The 18,652-nt window shown below is 49.2% G+C and carries 17 protein-coding genes; 8 read left to right on the top strand and 9 right to left on the bottom strand.

Translation table 11 applies throughout. The annotated features are described in order from the left end of the window. Positions 1-121 precede the first annotated feature (121 nt). The 6 genes from GQ51_RS05250 (at position 122) to lysS (ending at position 7,210) form a co-directional block, all read left to right on the top strand. Positions 122-2,110, top strand: a complete 1,989-nt coding sequence (locus tag GQ51_RS05250) for a hypothetical protein (RefSeq protein WP_047550682.1) — start codon at positions 122-124, stop codon at positions 2,108-2,110. Positions 2,111-2,178: 68 nt separating this feature from the next. Then, entirely contained in the window at positions 2,179-2,751 is a 573-nt protein-coding gene (locus tag GQ51_RS05245) for a hypothetical protein (RefSeq protein ID WP_047550679.1), read from the top strand. Positions 2,752-3,005: 254 nt separating this feature from the next. Next, the gene (locus tag GQ51_RS05240; protein ID WP_047550676.1) at positions 3,006-3,962 is read left to right on the top strand and encodes a hypothetical protein; all 957 of its coding nucleotides are present in this window, start codon (positions 3,006-3,008) and stop codon (positions 3,960-3,962) included. Further along, a complete protein-coding gene (locus GQ51_RS05235; RefSeq protein ID WP_152604117.1) occupies positions 3,928-4,359 on the top strand; it encodes a hypothetical protein in 432 nt (143 codons plus the stop codon). Before GQ51_RS05240 ends, GQ51_RS05235 begins: the two co-directional genes overlap by 35 nt. A 193-nt stretch (positions 4,360-4,552) precedes the next feature. Next, positions 4,553-5,657, top strand: a protein-coding gene (prfB, locus tag GQ51_RS05230; protein ID WP_152604116.1) for a peptide chain release factor 2 whose coding sequence is annotated in 2 segments (ribosomal slippage) — positions 4,553-4,633 and positions 4,635-5,657 — 1,104 coding nt in all. Because the reading frame shifts where the segments join, the coding sequence is not laid out codon by codon here. Then, positions 5,654-7,210, top strand: coding sequence for a lysine--tRNA ligase (lysS, locus tag GQ51_RS05225; protein ID WP_047550670.1), 1,557 nt, complete (start codon positions 5,654-5,656; stop codon positions 7,208-7,210). The genes prfB and lysS overlap by 4 nt, the downstream gene beginning before the upstream one ends. 122 nt (positions 7,211-7,332) lie before the next feature. On the opposite strand, the gene GQ51_RS05220 is transcribed toward lysS, so the two are convergent. After that, on the bottom strand, positions 7,333-9,132 hold the full coding sequence (locus GQ51_RS05220) for an EAL domain-containing protein (protein WP_047550667.1): 1,800 nt from the start codon (positions 9,130-9,132) through the stop codon (positions 7,333-7,335). Between the two features lie 262 nt (positions 9,133-9,394). On the opposite strand from GQ51_RS05220, the gene GQ51_RS05215 reads away from it, so the two are divergent. Together GQ51_RS05215 and GQ51_RS05210 are read left to right on the top strand one after the other, a co-directional pair. Continuing rightward, the gene (locus GQ51_RS05215) at positions 9,395-10,888 is read left to right on the top strand and encodes an OprO/OprP family phosphate-selective porin (protein ID WP_047550665.1); all 1,494 of its coding nucleotides are present in this window, start codon (positions 9,395-9,397) and stop codon (positions 10,886-10,888) included. A gap of 151 nt (positions 10,889-11,039) precedes the next feature. Further along, positions 11,040-11,678, top strand: a complete 639-nt coding sequence (locus tag GQ51_RS05210) for a carbonic anhydrase (RefSeq protein ID WP_047550662.1) — start codon at positions 11,040-11,042, stop codon at positions 11,676-11,678. Positions 11,679-11,715: 37 nt separating this feature from the next. Here GQ51_RS05210 and fdx read toward each other — a convergent pair whose 3' ends face one another. From fdx to GQ51_RS05170, 8 genes are all read right to left on the bottom strand, one after another. Next, positions 11,716-12,057 carry an ISC system 2Fe-2S type ferredoxin gene (gene fdx / locus GQ51_RS05205; RefSeq protein WP_047550659.1) on the bottom strand — a complete coding sequence of 114 codons (342 nt, stop codon included), beginning with the start codon at positions 12,055-12,057 and terminating at the stop codon, positions 11,716-11,718. A 1-nt stretch (position 12,058) separates the two neighbouring features. Then, on the bottom strand, positions 12,059-13,954 hold the full coding sequence (gene hscA, locus GQ51_RS05200) for a Fe-S protein assembly chaperone HscA (RefSeq protein WP_047550657.1): 1,896 nt from the start codon (positions 13,952-13,954) through the stop codon (positions 12,059-12,061). A gap of 60 nt (positions 13,955-14,014) precedes the next feature. After that, positions 14,015-14,542: a Fe-S protein assembly co-chaperone HscB gene (gene hscB / locus GQ51_RS05195; RefSeq protein WP_047550655.1), complete on the bottom strand. Its 528-nt coding sequence runs from the start codon at positions 14,540-14,542 to the stop codon at positions 14,015-14,017. Positions 14,543-14,553: 11 nt separating this feature from the next. Next, positions 14,554-14,877, bottom strand: a complete 324-nt coding sequence (gene iscA / locus GQ51_RS05190) for an iron-sulfur cluster assembly protein IscA (RefSeq protein ID WP_047550652.1) — start codon at positions 14,875-14,877, stop codon at positions 14,554-14,556. 14 nt (positions 14,878-14,891) lie between these two features. Beyond that, positions 14,892-15,287, bottom strand: a complete 396-nt coding sequence (iscU, locus tag GQ51_RS05185; RefSeq protein WP_015832613.1) for a Fe-S cluster assembly scaffold IscU — start codon at positions 15,285-15,287, stop codon at positions 14,892-14,894. Between the two features lie 272 nt (positions 15,288-15,559). Beyond that, on the bottom strand, positions 15,560-16,810 hold the full coding sequence (locus GQ51_RS05180) for an IscS subfamily cysteine desulfurase (RefSeq protein WP_052177711.1): 1,251 nt from the start codon (positions 16,808-16,810) through the stop codon (positions 15,560-15,562). Positions 16,811-16,873: 63 nt separating this feature from the next. After that, positions 16,874-18,019, bottom strand: a complete 1,146-nt coding sequence (locus GQ51_RS05175; protein ID WP_047550646.1) for a cysteine desulfurase family protein — start codon at positions 18,017-18,019, stop codon at positions 16,874-16,876. A 22-nt stretch (positions 18,020-18,041) separates the two neighbouring features. Beyond that, positions 18,042-18,539: an Rrf2 family transcriptional regulator gene (locus GQ51_RS05170; protein ID WP_047550642.1), complete on the bottom strand. Its 498-nt coding sequence runs from the start codon at positions 18,537-18,539 to the stop codon at positions 18,042-18,044. Positions 18,540-18,652: the final 113 nt, after the last annotated feature.

The raw sequence follows: 18,652 nt of genomic DNA, 5'->3' as shown, positions 1-18,652 counted from the left end.
CAATAAAAAATATAAAATGGCATGGCGATTGCAATAGATGGTTAAACGCCCTGCTCTAGGTAGAAGTAAGTAAATAATCTATAGGTGGGTTGCGTAAATCATTTGTTAAAGGAGATGCATCATGAGTGCAACCGTACCATCTACCGGTGTCAATCCGGCAGTCGTCGCTAATTTACTAATGACGACACCTAGAGACACACTGCAAACGCCATACGCTAGAGGTGAAGTTAGATCGCCAGTTTTTATTCATACCAGCGATAGTTTTCGCCAAGCTGCTATGGACGAGAATAGATTAGTAGCCGAATTCAGTTTAGAGGATTTGGCCGGCAATAGGCATGGGGAGCATTACCTGCGAATTTATCAACCAGACCTTTATCGTGAGGCGCAGTCATTGCTGGATAAGTACAATCATCAGCCTCAAAACAATATAGACCTGAAGCTTGCCGCTGAAACCGCTAAGAATTTAGGTGTGCATGTTGATGGCCAAATGCTTACAGCAGAGCAGTTGATTGACGCAAAAGTGAATTTGATAGAGGCAATGCAGGCCGCCACTGAACGAGCTACCGGCAAGATTTATCTGTTGAGTGCGAACGATTTTAACGTGAACGTCAGTGGTGGGTTGGTGGGCAATGTTGATGTAGAAAATTTGAAGTCGTTAATTGTCGATCATTATTCTGCTAATTCAAGATTTGCCCTCGAACAAGGGCGTGGCAATACTATTATCTTTAAGCCTAGCAATGAGTTGGTGGAGTTTGATGGTCGTGGCGCTCGGCTCACGTTGTCAATGGATGACATTATTCAAACAACCGTTGAAAAGTTTCAGCATCGGGTTCCAGTGGCTGATTTTAACAAGATGTTGCAAGCAGTCGGTGATGCGCAACAGGTACATCAGGGTAATGCCTGGACACCTGAAAACCTTGAGAAATATGCACAGGGAAATATTCGGGCAATGACAGCTCCTGATGTTTCATTGCAGGGCGAGAGATCAGCGCTTGATCATATTACTGGTAAAACTCGTGAAGAGTTATCTAAATCCCGCCATCCGTTCATTGAAGGTTTACGTTCAGCGGATGCGCGTAACATTGTCATACAAAAAAAGGTGGATTACCCAACACAGTTTTTCCCCGCGAATGAAATGCCGGATGTTTTGGATATGCGAGATGCAAACGCAGGCAACAATGTTAATAAACCAATAAATCTAACACCATACAGCACACCAATCACGGATGCCGATGTAAAAAGAACCGCAAGCACAAGCATGGCTAACGCTTCTGCGGCAAATCCAACAGTAACGCGCATATCAAATCAGCAGCTTAATCTTAATGGATACAGCACTCCAATTACAGATGTGGAACTGGCGAGAGCAGCGTCCGCACGTGCAACTGGTGCTGGTAAAGGTGGAATTGGTTTGTTGATTGGTTCTGGTTTGGCATTAGCTTCTGGTGCAGCAAGTGCTTACGCGACTAATGGCGATAGTGAAGAAAAAGCACATGTATTTATGAAAGTGGCTGGGAATACCGCAACGGATATTGCTCCAATAGTAAGTTTCGTAAAGGCGCAGCAAGAAGATAAGCCCAATGAAGCTGTTGCACGATTGCTGGATTGGACGCCAGTTGGCGAGGTTAACCGGTATGCGCAAAGACTGGTTGCATTTGTAACGGGTAAACCTACTGATGTGGCGCCGGGTTTTGTTGAAGCTTTCGGTGTCTCAGGTATTGAAGCGGTTAAAAATGTTGCGGTAGCGGCGAATGAAAAACTTAATGCAGTGCAAAAAGCTCTAGGCATGCCAGTATCTCTCACGCCTCAAGAGGAGTTTGTCAAGACAGCCGCCTATATTCGAGAAACTGGTGACGTTAACATTAATATGCCAGAACATAAACCTGTGGCGTTAAAAGCAGCGGTGGATAGTTTCTCGCAACTTTATCGACATGTGACTAAAGATGGCGTAATCGATGCAAGTGATGACCGCGCCCTGGACATCGCGATAAATAATTTATCTAAAGCCCTGGGTGCAAACGAGTTGCAAGGCGTGGTTGCAAATTATGAAGCACGAAATGCCACTAAAAATGATATGCAAGTCACGCCTCGTCAGGAACTGTCGCTTAATTGAAAAGTAATGTGTTTGTAATTGATTAAGAATTTAGATCAAGTGATACAAATTAATAGAGGGGTAACACGATGGATAATGAAGAGAAAATCATAGGGCCAGGTACTATTATTTTAGGTGAAGTTCAAGCAGGGCTTGAAGCTAAGATTAGTGATGTATTGGATGCAGGTAAGAGGCAGTTAGTGGGCGGCTGTTTGGAAGGCACACCAGCTGAAGATGACACCAAGTTTATGTTAAAAAAAGAGACAATCTTTTACGTGAATACTGATGCATTAAAAGAAGCTGGTAGTATAAAGATGGCAGATACTATAAACGCCAAGAAAAATTTAATGTTGGATGCACGGTCAAGCGCGAATAAAGCTTTTGACGAGGCATTGAAAATGGTAGATCAAGCTACCGGTAGCAAGGCAATTCAAGTGCTAAATTATGTCAAAGAAGTTGTTTATTACAATAATTTCAATAATTATCACCAGCACGCCGATCATACTAGCCAAGGCATCAATTCACAGTCTGAACTGGAGCTTTCATGGGTGAAAGCAAAGTTAGCCTCACAACTGGCTGATGGCAGTTTTAAGCGGGAAATAGACGCCAGAGAAAAAAGCGGCATGGCTATGGTTTGTGAAGATCATAGTTTAGTGAAGTAAATGGCAATGCTAAGGTTATTGCGCCTTATTCACCCGATATAGTTTCCATCGTGCTGGATTGCCACGGGCTCGCACCTTGCAATGATGCGAGGGGGTAGATTTTAGCTCCAACTGGCATGGCGGATAATAGTCTAATTTTGGTATCGGCCAGACGAATGATTCTGCGTAACTATCTCATTTATAGCTAACCAATATTATATGGTAATATTTCCCATGTAATATTTTTTACTTACCAGTAAATAGTGAGGCGCGTTATGGCTGTAGAAGAGATGGGTTCTCAATCCAAGTTGAATGAAATTACTAAGTTGATGTATGAGTATTCAGGGAGTTCAGCGATTGCCAGTTGGATAAGCATAGACAGTAAAAACGGGCATCTTGTATTGGCGGAAACTGGACAGCTAGATGGTAAAACCATCAATCCTCAACAGCATTTTGGGGAACTGTCGAAAAAAATAACAGAGTATATTGCCGAGCAAAATGCCATTATTGAACGGATTAAAGAGACAACACAGCAAACCAGCCATCCTGAAGTAGTAATGGGCGAGTCCAATGGATATGCGATTGGTGATCAACTGAGGTGGTATACACTTAATGCGCAATTGCAAGCTTCCGGTGCGCATGTGACAGTTGTGGGTGATGGCACTAGTGGTCTGCACGGCACGATATGGCCAAGAGACCGTTATGTCGCGACGCCTAATGGTGCGCAAATTTATCCCCAAGGCGACATGAAAACTGAGGTTGAGGTACGCTCATCTGGCGTTCAAGAAGCAATGAAGAAAGATTTTACAAAACAAGGAATTTTTTCTGTAGTGACAGATGGGTTTCTTGAAGGAGGAGATGTACTCCAAGACCCTAAATCAAATACCGTTTATGTTGGAGTTTATGTGGATCTTCCACATTCAAGTCATCCAGAATTTCCAATTCTTTGCGAGCAAGAGAAGGCAGCAACTAATTTGGCAAAAGAACTAAACATGAATCTTATTGTTGTTCCAAAAACAGGATTCCATGGAAACGAGATGCCAGACGATTATTATCATTTAGATACATTCATGTCGGTATTGCCCGACGGGGGGGTGATTCTGATTCCTTCTGCCACGACACCGGAAGTGGCAGAAATAATAGAAAGGCGGGCTAAAGGCGACCGGTACGCCTCATACCGATACCAATTTGGTTACGGTGAATGGCAACGTATTCTCTGCCAGCTACAATGAGCAAATTGAGAAGTTTCTTGAAAAACGTGGGTATCAATACATGGTTGGGGATTTTGACATTATAGACTCTGGCCCGCATTGTTTAATTAATTTCAAGGGTAAGCAGCCAGCTCCGGATGGCCGTTCTGATAGGGTGATGAATGATGTTGAGCAGATAAATTCATCCAATCAAATAGCTGTATTAAAGCAAAGTAATGGAGGTGAAAGCGTGTCTATCAATGATATGCCCAGCATCAATGATTCTCATGGCAGTAGTGTATCAAATCAGGAGGGAGTCCCGCAGCTAAGCTCAGACCTGCTAAATCTGCATGATTTAGGTTTGGATCAGCAACAACTGGTTGTAGTGCAGGCCAGAATAAATGAAGTTATGCAAAATCAATCTGCAATCGAAGTTTGAACTTGTATTAACGGCAATTGGATTGAATTTCTTGCATAACGAAGTCGGCAGTTGTGGCGAGTACTCTCATTCGGATGGCAGTATTTAATGTTTTGATATATCGGCACCAAGCAAGTGTCACTGTAATAACAGCAAGTTAATATAAGCAAGATTAGTTCCTGTATAATTCCGTTTTTTGTAATAAGTGTGCGTCATGGAAGCGGAACAACTCAATATTATCGCCAATCGCTTAAGCGATCTGGTTGAGCGCAACAAAGCCCTACGGGGGTATCTTTGACTTTGAAAGCAAAAGTCAGCGCCTGGAAGAAGTAAATGGCCTGCTCGAAGACCCGAAAATCTGGGATGACAATGCCAAAAGCCAGAAGCTGGGTAAAGAAAAGCGTGAGCTGGAATCAGTCGTCAACACCCTGTTGAGTGTTGAAACCGGCCTTAACGATGCGCAGGAGCTGTTTGAAATGGCGCGTGAGGAGAATGATGATGATACTTTATTAAGTATCGCAGCAGATTCCGAGGCGCTGGAAAAAAAGATAGCGGAAATGGAGTTCAGGCGCATGTTTTCGGGCGAGCTGGATGCCGCGAATTGCTTTGTCGAGTTCCAATCCGGCAGCGGTGGCACCGAAGCGCAGGATTGGGCCAATATGCTGCTGCGTATGTATTTGCGTTATTGTGAGCGTAAGGGCTTTAAAGTCGAAGTGCTGGAAGAGTCCGAAGGAGATGTGGCCGGTATCAAGGGCGCATCTATCAAAGTAAGCGGTGATTATGCCTATGGCACCTTGAGAACCGAGAACGGTGTGCATCGGCTGGTGCGCAAATCACCGTTCGATTCCAATGCCAAACGCCATACCAGTTTCGCCAGCGTGCAGGTTTTCCCGGAAGTGGATGAATCGATTCAGATTGACATCAACCCTGCCGACCTGCGTATCGACACTTATCGTGCCAGCGGTGCGGGCGGGCAGCATATTAACAAGACCGACTCCGCCGTGCGTATTACGCATATTCCTACCGGTGTTGTCGTGCAGTGCCAGAACGACCGTTCGCAGCATCGAAATAAGGATGAGGCGATGAGCATGCTGCGAGGCGCGCTCTATAACCTGGAACTGAACAAGCGTAATCAGGAAAAACAGGCGTTGGAAGATGCCAAAACCGATATCGGCTGGGGGCATCAGATTCGATCTTATGTGCTTGACCAGTCAAGGATCAAGGACTTGCGGACCGGTGTGGAAATAGGCAATACGCAAGGGGTGCTGGATGGCGACCTTGATCCATTTATTACAGAAAGTTTGAAGCAGGGGGTATGAGTGTGAGTAATACGGAAAATAATCAGCAGAATAGCGAAGTGGTCCAGCAGGACGAGAACCATGTCATTGCCGAACGCCGTGAAAAATTAAAGGCGATCCGTGAAACGGCAAAAGCCAATGGCGGCGCTGCATTCCCAAATGACTTCAAACCAGAGCATAAGGCAGCGGAACTGCATGCCGAGTTTGGCGGTTTTGATAACGAAGTGCTGGACCCCAAGGCGGTGCGCGTCAGCATCGCCGGCCGCATGATGCTAAAGCGTGTGATGGGCAAGGCCAGCTTTGCTACGGTGCAGGATAGTACTGGCCGTATCCAGTTGTTCATATCCAAAGATAACCTGACCTCTGCTGATAGCGAAGCCATTTACGATGCATTCAAGCATTGGGATTTGGGCGATATTGTTGCCGCTCATGGCGTTTTGTTTAAAACCAAAACCGGTGAATTGTCAGTCAAGGTATCGGAACTGCGCCTGCTGACTAAATCATTGCGTCCGTTGCCGGAAAAATTCCATGGCCTGCAGGACCAGGAAGTGAAATACCGCCAGCGCTATGTCGATCTGATTGTATCCGAAGAAACGCGTGCGACTTTTGTAGCGCGCAGCAAGGTGGTTTCGGCAATTCGCAGTTTCATGATAGAGAACCAGTTCCTGGAAGTCGAAACGCCGATGCTGCACCCGATTCCAGGCGGCGCTTCGGCTAAACCTTTCATCACGCATCATAATGCCCTGGATATGCAGATGTACATGCGTATCGCGCCTGAACTGTACCTGAAACGCCTGGTCGTTGGTGGTTTTGACCGTGTGTTTGAAGTCAACCGCAATTTCCGTAACGAAGGTTTAAGCGTGCGCCATAACCCTGAATTCACGATGATGGAGTTTTATGCGGCTTATACCGATTACCTGTGGCTGATGGATTTCACCGAACGCTGTATCCGTGCAGCAGCGATTGCCGCAACAGGCTCAGCCGTGCTTGAATATCAGGGCCGTGAGCTGGATTTGAGTAAACCGTTCGAGCGCCTGACCATTGTTGGCGCGATCCAGAAATATGCACCGCACTATACGCTGGAGCAGTTGCATGATGCCGCTTTCCTGCGTGCTGAAATCCTGAAGTTCGGTACCAAGCCGTTTGACCATGCAGGTTTGGGCGCCCTGCAATTGGCGCTGTTTGAAGAAACGGCAGAGTCACAGTTGTGGAACCCGACTTATATTATTGATTACCCGGTTGAGGTCTCGCCTTTGGCGCGTGCTTCTGACGCCAACCCTGAAATCACCGAGCGCTTCGAGTTGTTTGTGACCGGCCGTGAAATTGCCAATGGTTTCAGTGAGCTGAATGATGCAGAAGACCAGGCGGCACGCTTCCATGCACAAATGAAGGCAAAAGAGGCGGGTGACCAGGAGGCGATGTACTACGACGCTGACTTCATCCGCGCGCTGGAATACGGTATGCCTCCGACCGGCGGCTGCGGTATCGGGATCGACCGCCTAGTCATGATGATCACCGATAGCCCAAGTATCCGTGATGTGATCCTGTTCCCGCATATGCGCGCAGAAGCCTGACCGGATAGCGTTTCATTCGCGGTGAAACTTATGACAAGCCCCCCAGGCTTCCACCTGAGGGGCTTGTCTGTTAATGCGGGTGTCAAATGGGTGTTGATCAATTCTGGTTTAATAGATCCAGCTTAATAATGACGCCGCTCAATGAATAATGAATTGCCTGTTATTTTCTTGGCTTGTTTTTTTGCAATGGCAGCAGCACTTGAAACCTCATGCGGTGATTCAAATTGCCCGGGCTCCGCGACGACAGCTCCGATCGAGATGCTCATGAGGGGCTGAAACGTGCGGTTACCTAAGCGGTCTTCAACATCCATGCCGCCCCGTTCCCGTTCTTCAGCGTTATAGAACCATTTGACGACCTCCGCAAAGCGCGCCAGGATAGTGTCGCAGCGTTCTTTCCAGTTGTGGATCTGGAACAGTACAATAAAATCATCACCGCCAATGTGGCCGATGAAGTCCAGTTCCTTACTGCATTCTTCCTTGAGCAGCGTGCCCATTAATTGAATCACGTCATCGCCTTTTTTATAGCCGTGCATATCATTAAAAGGCTTAAAAAAATCCAGGTCAAAATAACATGCGGTAAATGCTGTTTTTGAACCTAAAAGCCCGTCAATATGCTCATTAATCGGTACGTTGCCAGGCAGCAGCGTTAATGGGTTGGCATAACGGGCTGCGCTGATCTGCATCTGTGTGAACAGGCGCAGCAGGTCATGCCCGCTGCCCATGCCGGCGTATGTGCCGTTCTCCGTGATAATAAAACCGATAGACAGGTATTGCGGGTCACTTTGCAGCATGAGGTCGCTCAAGTCATGCAGGCTTACCGATTTTTCTACAATGACCGGCTTGCCATCCATGGCAATATCGCAGGAGCTTTTGCCATACAGTTCGCGATAATACTGTTTGGAGAACTGGCTGGTGATGTGATAACGGCTGATGATGCCCACCGGAATGCCATCTTTAACGACAGGGATCGAGTTGATTTCGGGGTGAAGCTCAAACAGGTGAAGCACTGCGTCGTTGCATAATTCTGGTGCGACGTATGGCGAGTGTTTCATCAGGCTTTCGACGGTATAAGACTGACCCGGCTGTTGCTGCCCGATGATGTATTTTGCTCCCAGGGTTTGTTCAATATGGCTCGGGACGGCTTTAACCGGATAGTGCTGCGGGCGGGTGATGTGGTAGCCCTGTCCTAAGGCAATGCCTATGTCCCGGATGGCGATGAGCTCATCTTCGGTTTCAATGCCCTCTGCCACAATGCGTGCGCCTGATTTGTTTGCGATTTCCTGAATGGAGCGTACGAATTGCAGCTTCAGCGGGTCGTAATTGATGCCCTGGATGAAGTGCTGGTCGATCTTGACGTAGTCGGGACGCAGTTCAGACCACATGCGCAGGCTGGAGAAGCCTTCACCCAGGTCATCAATCGCAATCTCGAATCCCATTGCACGGTAATAGCAGGAGGCCTCGCGCAGCAGCTGGTAATCAATGCTGGGTGTGTTCTCTGTCAGTTCGATCACAACCTGCTGTGGCGTCAAGCCAATCTCGTGTATGTATTTAAGCGTTTCCCCACCCCTGGAGTATTTACTTAAAAATACATCCGGGCTGACGTTGAGAAACACTTTGCCTACACCGTTAAGGTCATAAAAGGATTGAAGCACTTCGTGCCTTGCCAGATATTCAAGTTCGGCTATCAGGCCGTAATGGCGCGCGGTATTGAATAGCTTGATCGGGGAATGCAATGGGCTATCCGCCGGCCCCCTGATGAGGCCTTCGTGGCCGATGATTGTGGCAGTTCGTATATCAATGATGGGTTGGAACACCGCACTTAAGCGCTTGTTCCTGATGATGTCATGCAGTTTGTTTTCTATGTCATCAGCGGTATTTTCCTGCAGTTTTTTATGATTGAGAAATGCAATGTTGGCGCTCATTATTTATGACCAGGTGTAAATTCTTTACGGCATCATATTTAGATAATGTGACAACCATGTGACCGTGTCTTATTGGAGACATGGCCGCGATCGCCTGAGGCCAATGGTTGCCGGTCGCACAAATGGCCTGTTGCATAAATACAACATAAGTGACGTTTTTTTTACCAAATCATGATCTGTCATCAAAATGTCACACAATCTCCGCAAAATCCACCCTGTTGAAAAAACGCAGTAAACAATTCTTAAACAAGAGGGATTTTAAATGAATTACAAATTACGTAGCTTAGTAGCCGCAGCGGTAGCAGGCTCATTGATGTTGGGTTTTGGTGCAAAAGCATTCGCTGATTCAACAGATGATATTGTGAATGCATTGATTGCCAAGGGCGTGCTGACCGAAGAAGAAGGTGCACTGTTACAAAAAGGCCGTGCCGGTGAAAAAGAAGCTGCCGAGAAGAAAAAAGCAAGTTCAGTTTCTGCTAAATATAAGGATGGCTTAGTGTTTGAAAGCGGTGATGGTTCATTCAAAGCGCAAATCAACGGCCGCGTGCATGCTGATTACCGTTTCTTTGACTATAACGATAACAAAACCAATGCTGCTTTAACGACTGGCAATGCCATTTCAAATTCAAACAGCGTATCGGATACCTTCGATATCCGCCGTGCCCGTTTAGGTTTCAAAGCAGCATGGAAAGATTATTACGAAGCTGAAGTGGTTGCTGACCTTTCTAGCGGCGCCAGCAAACTTGACGTTGGCTATCTGAACGTTGCCTGGTGGAAGCCTGTTCAGTTCCGTTTCGGTAAATTCAAAATGCCGATGAACCTGGAAGAATTGACAAGCTCAAACAATATCGATTTCATGGAGCGTTCATTTGTAAACCAGCTGGCTCCAGCTAAGGAAACCGGTATCATGGTTCACGGTGCACCATTTACAGGCATCACTTATGCCCTGGCTGCATCAAACGGTGTAAAAGACGGTGGTGTAGAGTCTGACATCCGTGAAGACGGCAAAGATATCTACGGCCGTTTAACTGCCAACTTTGCCGAAATCATGGGCAATAAAGATATGGTGCTGCATGCAGGCGCTTCATTCTCTGAAGGCGACTCTCCTGAGGGTACGGTAGGCGTGAGCGGCGCGACAGAAGGCAAGGGCGCAACGTTCTTCAGGGCACCAACCCTGGCAAATGCCGCAGCGCAATATAACGGCATTGATCGTAGCCGTGTTGGCCTGGAAGGCGCGGTAGCCTACGGTCCATTCAAAGTGCAGGCTGAATGGATGCAGATGAACAATGAATTTAAAACACCTACCCGCAGTTATGACCTGAACACTGAGAACTGGTATGCAGAAGCAATGTGGACCATTACAGGTGAAAAATATGCTGACAGCTACAAAGGCGGTGTATTCGGTGGCCTGAAACCTGCAAAAGACTTTGACCCGACAACATTCACAGGCGGTTTGTGGGAGCTGGGCTTGCGTTACAGTGAGTTCGATGCTTCAGACTATAACGCTGTAGGCGTTGGTCAAGGTGTGGGTGCTGCTGATGCCCAGATTACGACTAAAGCGGCCGGCTTTGCAAAAGCGGATGCCTGGACACTGGGCTTGAAATTCCTGCCAACAGCTAACACACGTTTGATGATGAACTACGTGGCTACTGATTACAACGATATTATTGGTGGCGCTACCGGTGGCGTGATTATCAATAATAAACGTGTTGATGATGAAAAAGCACTTATTTTCAGAGCGCAATGGATGTTCTAATTTAATCGCCTGATTACTTCTGGCACCTCGTTTAGCCCGCTTAACAGCGGGCTTTTTTTATGGCTGCATTGCAATGGGCTGCGATTGGTCATCATTGATACGCTGGTGGTCAGGTATAATTGCGTCCTGAAACTTAACTCAGGAATTCAGTATGTATAAACATCCATTACTCGACCGCGATAAAATGACGCCACAGGAAGCGCTTGATATTCTGATTGACGGTAATCACCGCTTTGCCAATAACCTGACTGCCAATAAAGACCTGCATAACCTGGTCATGATGACAAAAGACAAGCAGCATCCTTTTGTTTCCATGCTGAGTTGCAGTGATTCACGCGCACCGGTGGAAATGGTGTTTGACCAGGCCCTGGGGGATGTTTTCAGCGTGCGCCTGGCCGGTAACATCGCTTCAGATAAAGCGATCGGCAGCTTGGAGTTCGGCTGTAAATACCTGGGCAGCAAGCTGATTGTCGTGCTCGGGCATACCGGATGCGGCGCGGTAAAAGCCGCTTGTGATAACTTCAAGGATGGGCATATCGGCGAGATTACCAACCTGATCAAGCCTGCGGTGCGCCTGGAGAAAAGCATCATTGGGCAGCGTGATTCATCGAATCCAGAGTTTGTGGCAAAAGTATGTGAATTAAGCGTGCAGGTGCAGATGGATGAAATCATGCACAGTAGCGAGATCCTGCAGGACATGATGGCAAACAGGCAGATTGCGATCGTGGGCGGTATTTATGACCTGGCTTCAGGTGAAGTGCGTTTTATGGATAATGCAATAGGCCTGTAAACGGCAGGGAGGCTTGGCCTCCCTGGTTGGCGCTCCGCTAGCGATGGCCTTCCTTGGCCATGTTGATACTGTATTTCGGTATTTCAATGACGATGTCTTCAGTGCCGACAACTGCCTGGCATGACAGGCGCGAGTTTGGCTCCAGTCCCCACGCTTTGTCCAGCAGGTCGTCTTCCTGATCTGAGGATGCATTCAGTGATTTGAATCCTTCGCGGATAATCACATGGCAAGTCGTGCAGGCGCAGACCTGGTCGCAGGCATGTTCGATATCTACATCATGATCCAGCAGTGCGTTGCAGATCGATTCGCCGGTGTTGACTTCAAAGGCAGCGCCTTCCGGGCATAGTTCCACATGCGGCAGTACGATAATTTGTGGCATATTACATTTCCAGAGAGTTAATGGCTTTACCGCTGAGGGCGTGGCTTACGCTTGCATTCATGCGAGCTGCCGCAAACGCCTCCGTGGCATGATTGAGTGCGTCGACCGCCTGGTTGATCGCCGTTGCATCCTCTGCTGCGGCAATGGCCTGTAAGCGGTCGATTTCCGCTTTGATCGCATTCTGTTCAGCTTCGCTGATGAGGCTTCCATCTGCGGCAAGTGCGGCGGTGACTGAGCTGATGATAGCACCGGCGCTGACGCGCGCCTCTGCCAGCATGCGCGCTTTTTTGTCTTCTTCGGCGCTGCTGAACGATGCTTTCAGCATATCGGTAATTTCATTTTCACTTAATCCGTACGAAGGTTTCACTTCGATATGCGCTTCCACACCGGTGCTTTGTTCGCGTGCAGAAACTGAAAGCAGGCCATCGGCATCTACGGTAAATGTCACGCGTATCCGCGCAGCGCCGGCAGCCATAGGTGGAATGCCCCGCAGCACGAAGCGCGCCAGGGAGCGGCAATCGCTGACCAGTTCGCGTTCACCCTGTACGACATGAATGCTCATGGCAGTCTGCCCATCCTTGTAGGTGGTAAATTCCTGCGCACGCGCAATCGGCAATGTGCTGTTGCGATGGATCACTTTTTCAACCAGGCCGCCCATGGTCTCCAGGCCCAGGGAAAGCGGCGTCACATCCAGCAGTAATAGATCATCATCGTTTTTATTGCCGGCCAGCACGTTGGCCTGGATGGCAGCACCGAGCGCGACTACTTTATCCGGATCCAGATTGGTCAGCGGCTCCTGCTGGAAATACGCTTCAACCGCATGGCGGATGTGTGGCATGCGTGTTGCGCCGCCCACCATGACCACGCCGGAGATGTCGCCGATGCTGAGGTTGGCATCGCGCATCGCTTTGCGGGTTGGCGATAAGGTCTTGATGACAAGATGCTGCGTGATTTCCACGAGCTGGTCTGCCGTCAACGTGACATCGACAAGGATGCCGTTACTTAACCTGCACAGAACCTGCGCTTCAAAGTTATCCGTCAGCCATTCTTTCGCCTGGCGTGCCTTTGTCAGCAATAAACGGGTATCCCCCTCTGTCAGCGGAGCAAAATTGGCAGTCACCTCGCGTACTTTATCCAGTACCCAGCAATAGATACGGTGGTCAAAATCGTCACCGCCCAATGCAGAGTCGCCGTTGGTGGCAAGTACTTCGAATACGCCTTTAGACAGGTGCAGGATGGATACGTCGAAGGTGCCACCGCCCAGGTCGTAAATCACGAAATTGCCTTCAGAAGCATTATCCAGGCCGTAAGCCACTGCGGCTGCGGTAGGTTCGTTAAGCAGGCGCAGTACATTCAGGCCTGCCAGGCGGGCTGCGTCTTTAGTGGCCTGGCGTTGAGCATCGTCAAAGTAGGCGGGCACGGTGATCACGGCACCGACCAATTCCCCGCCTAATGATTTTTCGGCACGGCTTTTGAGTGACTTGAGGATTTCTGCTGAAATCTCAATCGGGCTTTTTAGTCCGGCGCGGGTTTCGATCTGCAATACTTTTGCAGCCTGGTCTTCGCTGGCTGACACGAACTTGTACGGGATATGCGCCCTGTCGGTAATGTCGTTAATGCTGCGACCCATGAAACGTTTGACTGAAACGATGGTGTTGGTCGGGTCTGCGCTTTGCTGTGCCTGGGCTTCATGCCCGACAACCACTGCGCCGCCGGGCGCGTAGCGAACGACGGACGGCAGCAGTGCATGACCGTGGTCATCCTGCAATACCGTGCTCATGCCGCTGCGTACCGTGGCAACCAGCGAGTTGGTCGTGCCAAGGTCTATGCCTGCCGCCAGCTTGTGCTGGTGGGGTGCGGCACTCATGCCAGGTTCTGAGATTTGGAGTAATGCCATATGGTGTCGTTGTTCTATTTTACGTTTTGACGAGCATGATAAACAGTTTCACCCGTTATGCTAGTCTAAATATTCGATTGCCTGCTGTATGTCTGTACATACTTTATCAATAAAAATGAGTTTACGCGTCACTTCGGTTGCCGTGGCGTAATCTTTTGCATGATCAAATAAGTCGGCCAGTTCACTTTCCAGCGCGCGGGCTTCCGTACGCAGTTCATGGTGCAGCTGATCCAGCCCCGGGATGTCTTTTGCGGCTTTTGCATCTTCCAGCTGTTCCCGCCATTCCATCTGCTGCATCAGAAAGTCCATAGGCAGTGCGGTATTGGTATCCGCTACAGCGTCGATGCCGTGTTTTTCAAGCAGGTACTTTGCCCGGCGTGCGGTGTTTTTTAAGGTGCCGTACGCCTCATTTGAAAGTGTAGCCAGCTGCATCGAAGCGAGCTTCTCCGCGGCGCTGGCAGTGACAAAGCGATCCGGGTGACTGGTAGATTGTATTTTGCGGAAGTTTGCTTCAAGCAATCGGGTGTCGATATCAAATTGCTCGGGCAGGGCGAAAAGCTGGAAATAATCGTTTTGAGCGCTGGACATACAGAAACGATTTAAACCGTAAAGCTTTCACCGCAACCGCATTCATCCTTGACGTTAGGGTTGTTGAATTTAAAACCTTCATTCAAGCCTTCTTTCGTGAAATCGAGCTCGGTGCCGTCAATGTAAACCAGGCTTTTCGGGTCAACAATGACCTTGACGCCGTGGCTGTCAAAGGCGATGTCTTCAGGCTGCATGTCATCAACGAACTCAAGGGTATACGCCATGCCGGAGCATCCAGTAGTTTTGACCCCCAGGCGCAGGCCGATGCCTTTGCCACGGTTGGCGAGGAACTTTTCTACGCGGTTTGCCGCAGTTTCTGTCAGTGTGATTGCCATAATCCGATTCCCGCTTAAGCGTTTTCTTTCGCTGCCTGCTTGGCTTTGATGTCGGCAACCGCTGCCTTGATGGCATCTTCTGCCAGTACTGAGCAGTGGATCTTTACCGGTGGCAAAGCCAGTTCTTCCGCGATCTCTGAATTCTTGATCGCGTATGCTTCTTCAATGGTCCTGCCCTTGAGCCACTCCGTTACCAATGAGCTTGAAGCAATCGCTGAACCGCAGCCATAAGTCTTGAATTTTGCATCTTCAATAATGCCGCTGTCGTTGACCTTGATCATCAGTTTCATCACGTCACCACATGCCGGTGCACCCACCATGCCGGTACCCACTTGCGGGTCGTTTTTGTCCAGGGAACCGACGTTTCTCGGGTTTTCGTAGTGGTCTAAAACTTTGTCTGAATATGCCATTTTACTTCTCCTGATGTGAATTAAAACGTCTCGCAAACTCTGCGTTAGCAAGCCTTGCCGTACTAATTGTACTGTCTGCGGCTTGCTGCCTTGATTTTGCTTCGCCTCTTAATTCACTAAATAATCTAACTACTAAAAATAATTCTCGCTATTACTTAAACAGTTTCAACAAGAAATTGATGATTTGTTCGTTTGGCTAGGCAGATGGTGGCGACATTTAGTTTTCTAAATGAGCCGCCGGCTAACAACGCCAAACGGACAAAGAGCAATTTCTAATGGGCTGCCCATTCTACTTTGGTCAAGTCGATCCCATCTTTGAACATCTCCCATAATGGGGACAGCTCTCTTAATTTGCCAATCTTGCTCTTCATCAGTTCTATCGTGTAATCGACATCTTCTTCAGTTGTGAAGCGGCCGATTGAAAAACGAATCGAGCTGTGCGCGAGTTCATCGCTGCGGCCTAATGCACGCAATACGTAACTAGGCTCAAGGCTGGCCGAAGTACAGGCTGAGCCGCTGGATACTGCGATGCCTTTAACCGCCATGATCAACGACTCACCTTCGACGTAGTTGAAGCTGATGTTCAGATTGTGCGGCACGCGGTGCTCGAGGTCGCCGTTCACATAGACTTCTTCAATCGCCTGCAGGCCATGTAATAGTTTGTCACGCAGGAAACGGATACGTTCGTTTTCAGCGTTCATTTCCTCGCGGGCAATGCGGAATGCTTCACCCATGCCCACGATCTGGTGCGTGGCCAGCGTGCCTGAGCGCATGCCACGCTCATGGCCACCGCCGTGCATCTGCGCTTCAATGCGGATGCGCGGTTTGCGGCGTACATATAAGGCACCGATTCCTTTAGGGCCATAAGTCTTGTGTGCGCTGAAACTCATCAGGTCGACCGGCAGTTTTTCCAGGTCGATATGCACTTTGCCGGTGGCCTGTGCCGCGTCCACGTGGAAAATCACGCCGTTTTCGCGGCAGATATTGCCGATTGCGGTAATGTCCTGAATCACGCCGATTTCATTATTCACCAGCATGACGGATGCCAATACGGTGTCCGGGCGAATGGCCGCCTTGAATTTCTCGAGGTCCAGCAAGCCGTTCGGTTCCGGTTGCAGGTAAGTCGCTTCAAACCCCTGGCGTTCCAGTTCGCGCACGGTGTCGATCACTGCTTTATGCTCGGTCGCAACGGTAATGATGTGCTTGCCTTTTGCGGAATAAAAGTTTGCAGCGCCTTTGATGGCCAGGTTGTTTGATTCAGTTGCGCCTGAGGTCCAGACGATCTCGCGTGGATCTGCGCCTACCAGTTTTGCGACTTCTTCGCGTGCGTTCTCAACGGCTTTTTCCGCTGTCCAGCCATATGGGTGGCTGCGTGACGCCGGATTGCCGAATTCTTCGGTCAGGTATGGAATCATCTTTGCGGCAACACGCGGGTCTATCGGCGTCGTCGCTGAGTAATCCAGATAGATCGGATGAGCGTCGTCGTGCTGTTTTAAAACGGGTAATTCTACTGATGCTGACATCGTGTTATTAGTCCTTGCAATTTAAATAATTTCTTTAGTAATCGTATCGACAGCTGACCGGCATCAGGCTGTCACGCCCGTCAGTTGCCTTAATCTTAAAACTTCACTTTTCAATGCATCCAGAAGGCCAGATACCTGTTGTAGCGTATTGTGGCTGCCGAAACTCACGCGTACCGCGCCTCGCGCCAGGTCATGGCCTACGCCCATGGCCAGCAGTACATGGCTTGGTTCGGTGCTGTCGCTGGAGCACGCAGAGCCGCTTGCAACAGCAAAGCCTTTGCGATCCAATGCCGTGACCAGGGTTTCACCTTCAATACCGTTTACAGCAAAAAAACTGGTGTTAGGTATGCGTGCCACTTGATCGCTGAATATCTGTGCATCCAGTGACCGCAACCCTTGTTCAAACGCGTCGCGCAATGCCCTGGTGTGGCTGGCGAAATTGCTCTGGTTCGCTGCCGCCAGTTCACATGCCATGCCAAACCCTATAATCGCTGCGACGTTTTCCGTACCGCTGCGTAATCCTCTTTCCTGTCCGCCGCCGTACAGCAGCGGCTGGATATCTACACGCTTATCCAGTATCAGCGCTGCCGCTCCTTGCGGGCCATTTATTTTATGGCTTGAAACCGTCATTGCATGCACATTCAGGTCGGTAAAGCTGAGTGCCAGTTTTCCCAGGCCCTGCACGGCATCGGTATGCATCAAGCTGCCGCTGCGTCTGACCTGCTCTGCAATCTGCGCAATATCCTGTATGACCCCGGTTTCATTATTGGCCAGCATCACGGATACCAGGTTGGCCGGTTTTTCCAGCAATAGCGCCAAGTGCGCTGTTTCCAGTCTGCCTTGGCCGTTTACCGCGATCGACTGGCTTTTATAACCATACTGCTTTAATGCCGCGGCCGGACGGCTGACACACGGGTGCTCAATCGCACTATATAGAATCTGTGCCGCATCCTGGTTGGCTGTCATGCCTCTTACAGCAAAATTATTGGCCTCGGTGCCACTTGCTGTAAATACTACTTGCGAGGTATAAGCGCCGCACGCTTCAGCCACCTGTGCCCTGGCATGTTCAATTGCGGTACGCGCCGTGCGGCCGAAAATATGGCGGCTGGTCGGGTTGCCAGCCTGCGCCTTCATCCACGGCAACATCGCTTCCAGCACATGGCTATCCAGAGAAGTTGTGGCGTTGTGATCCAGGTATACGCTGCTCATATATCGTCAAGCTGCGTTTAGCTTATGCGGCAACCTCGTTTTTGCAGGCGGTGGCACTTGTCAGGGCGCTGTTGCGCGGCGTGATGGTGATCTTCTTGCCATCTTTCTGCGATGCAACCATATCTGCCAGCGTAACGCCTGCCAGATACTCCAGAATTTTACTGTTCAAAGCCGTCCACAGGTCGTGCGTCATGCAGCGGCCTTCATCCTTGCAGTTCTCATTGCCGCCACATTGGGTGGCATCAATCTGCTCATCTACCGCATTGATGATTTCAGATACTGAAATATCCGTATAAGCTTTAGCCAGATTATAGCCGCCGCCCGGACCGCGCACACTTTTCACCAGACCCTGGCGACGCAGTTTGCTGAACAGCTGCTCAAGGTAAGAAAGCGAAATATCCTGTCGCTCACTGATCGCAGCAAGGGTAACCGGTTTGTTATCCAGTGCGTCCTGCGTTTCGTTTATTGCCAGATCCAGCATTGCGGTGACGGCAAATCGACCTTTGGTAGTTAAGCGCATAATCTTCGACTTTATAAAATATCAATGATGAGACTGCATTGTAAAATACCCTACAGTTTTAGTCAACTATTGTGCGTGCCAGTTCACTGTGCCATGCTGCCGCTGCTCGGTAT

This window comes from Methylotenera sp. G11 (genome assembly GCF_000799735.1).
Lineage (GTDB): Bacteria > Pseudomonadota > Gammaproteobacteria > Burkholderiales > Methylophilaceae > Methylotenera.
Note: the sequence above shows the minus strand (reverse complement) of the source record. Positions and strands in the feature narration are given on the sequence as shown.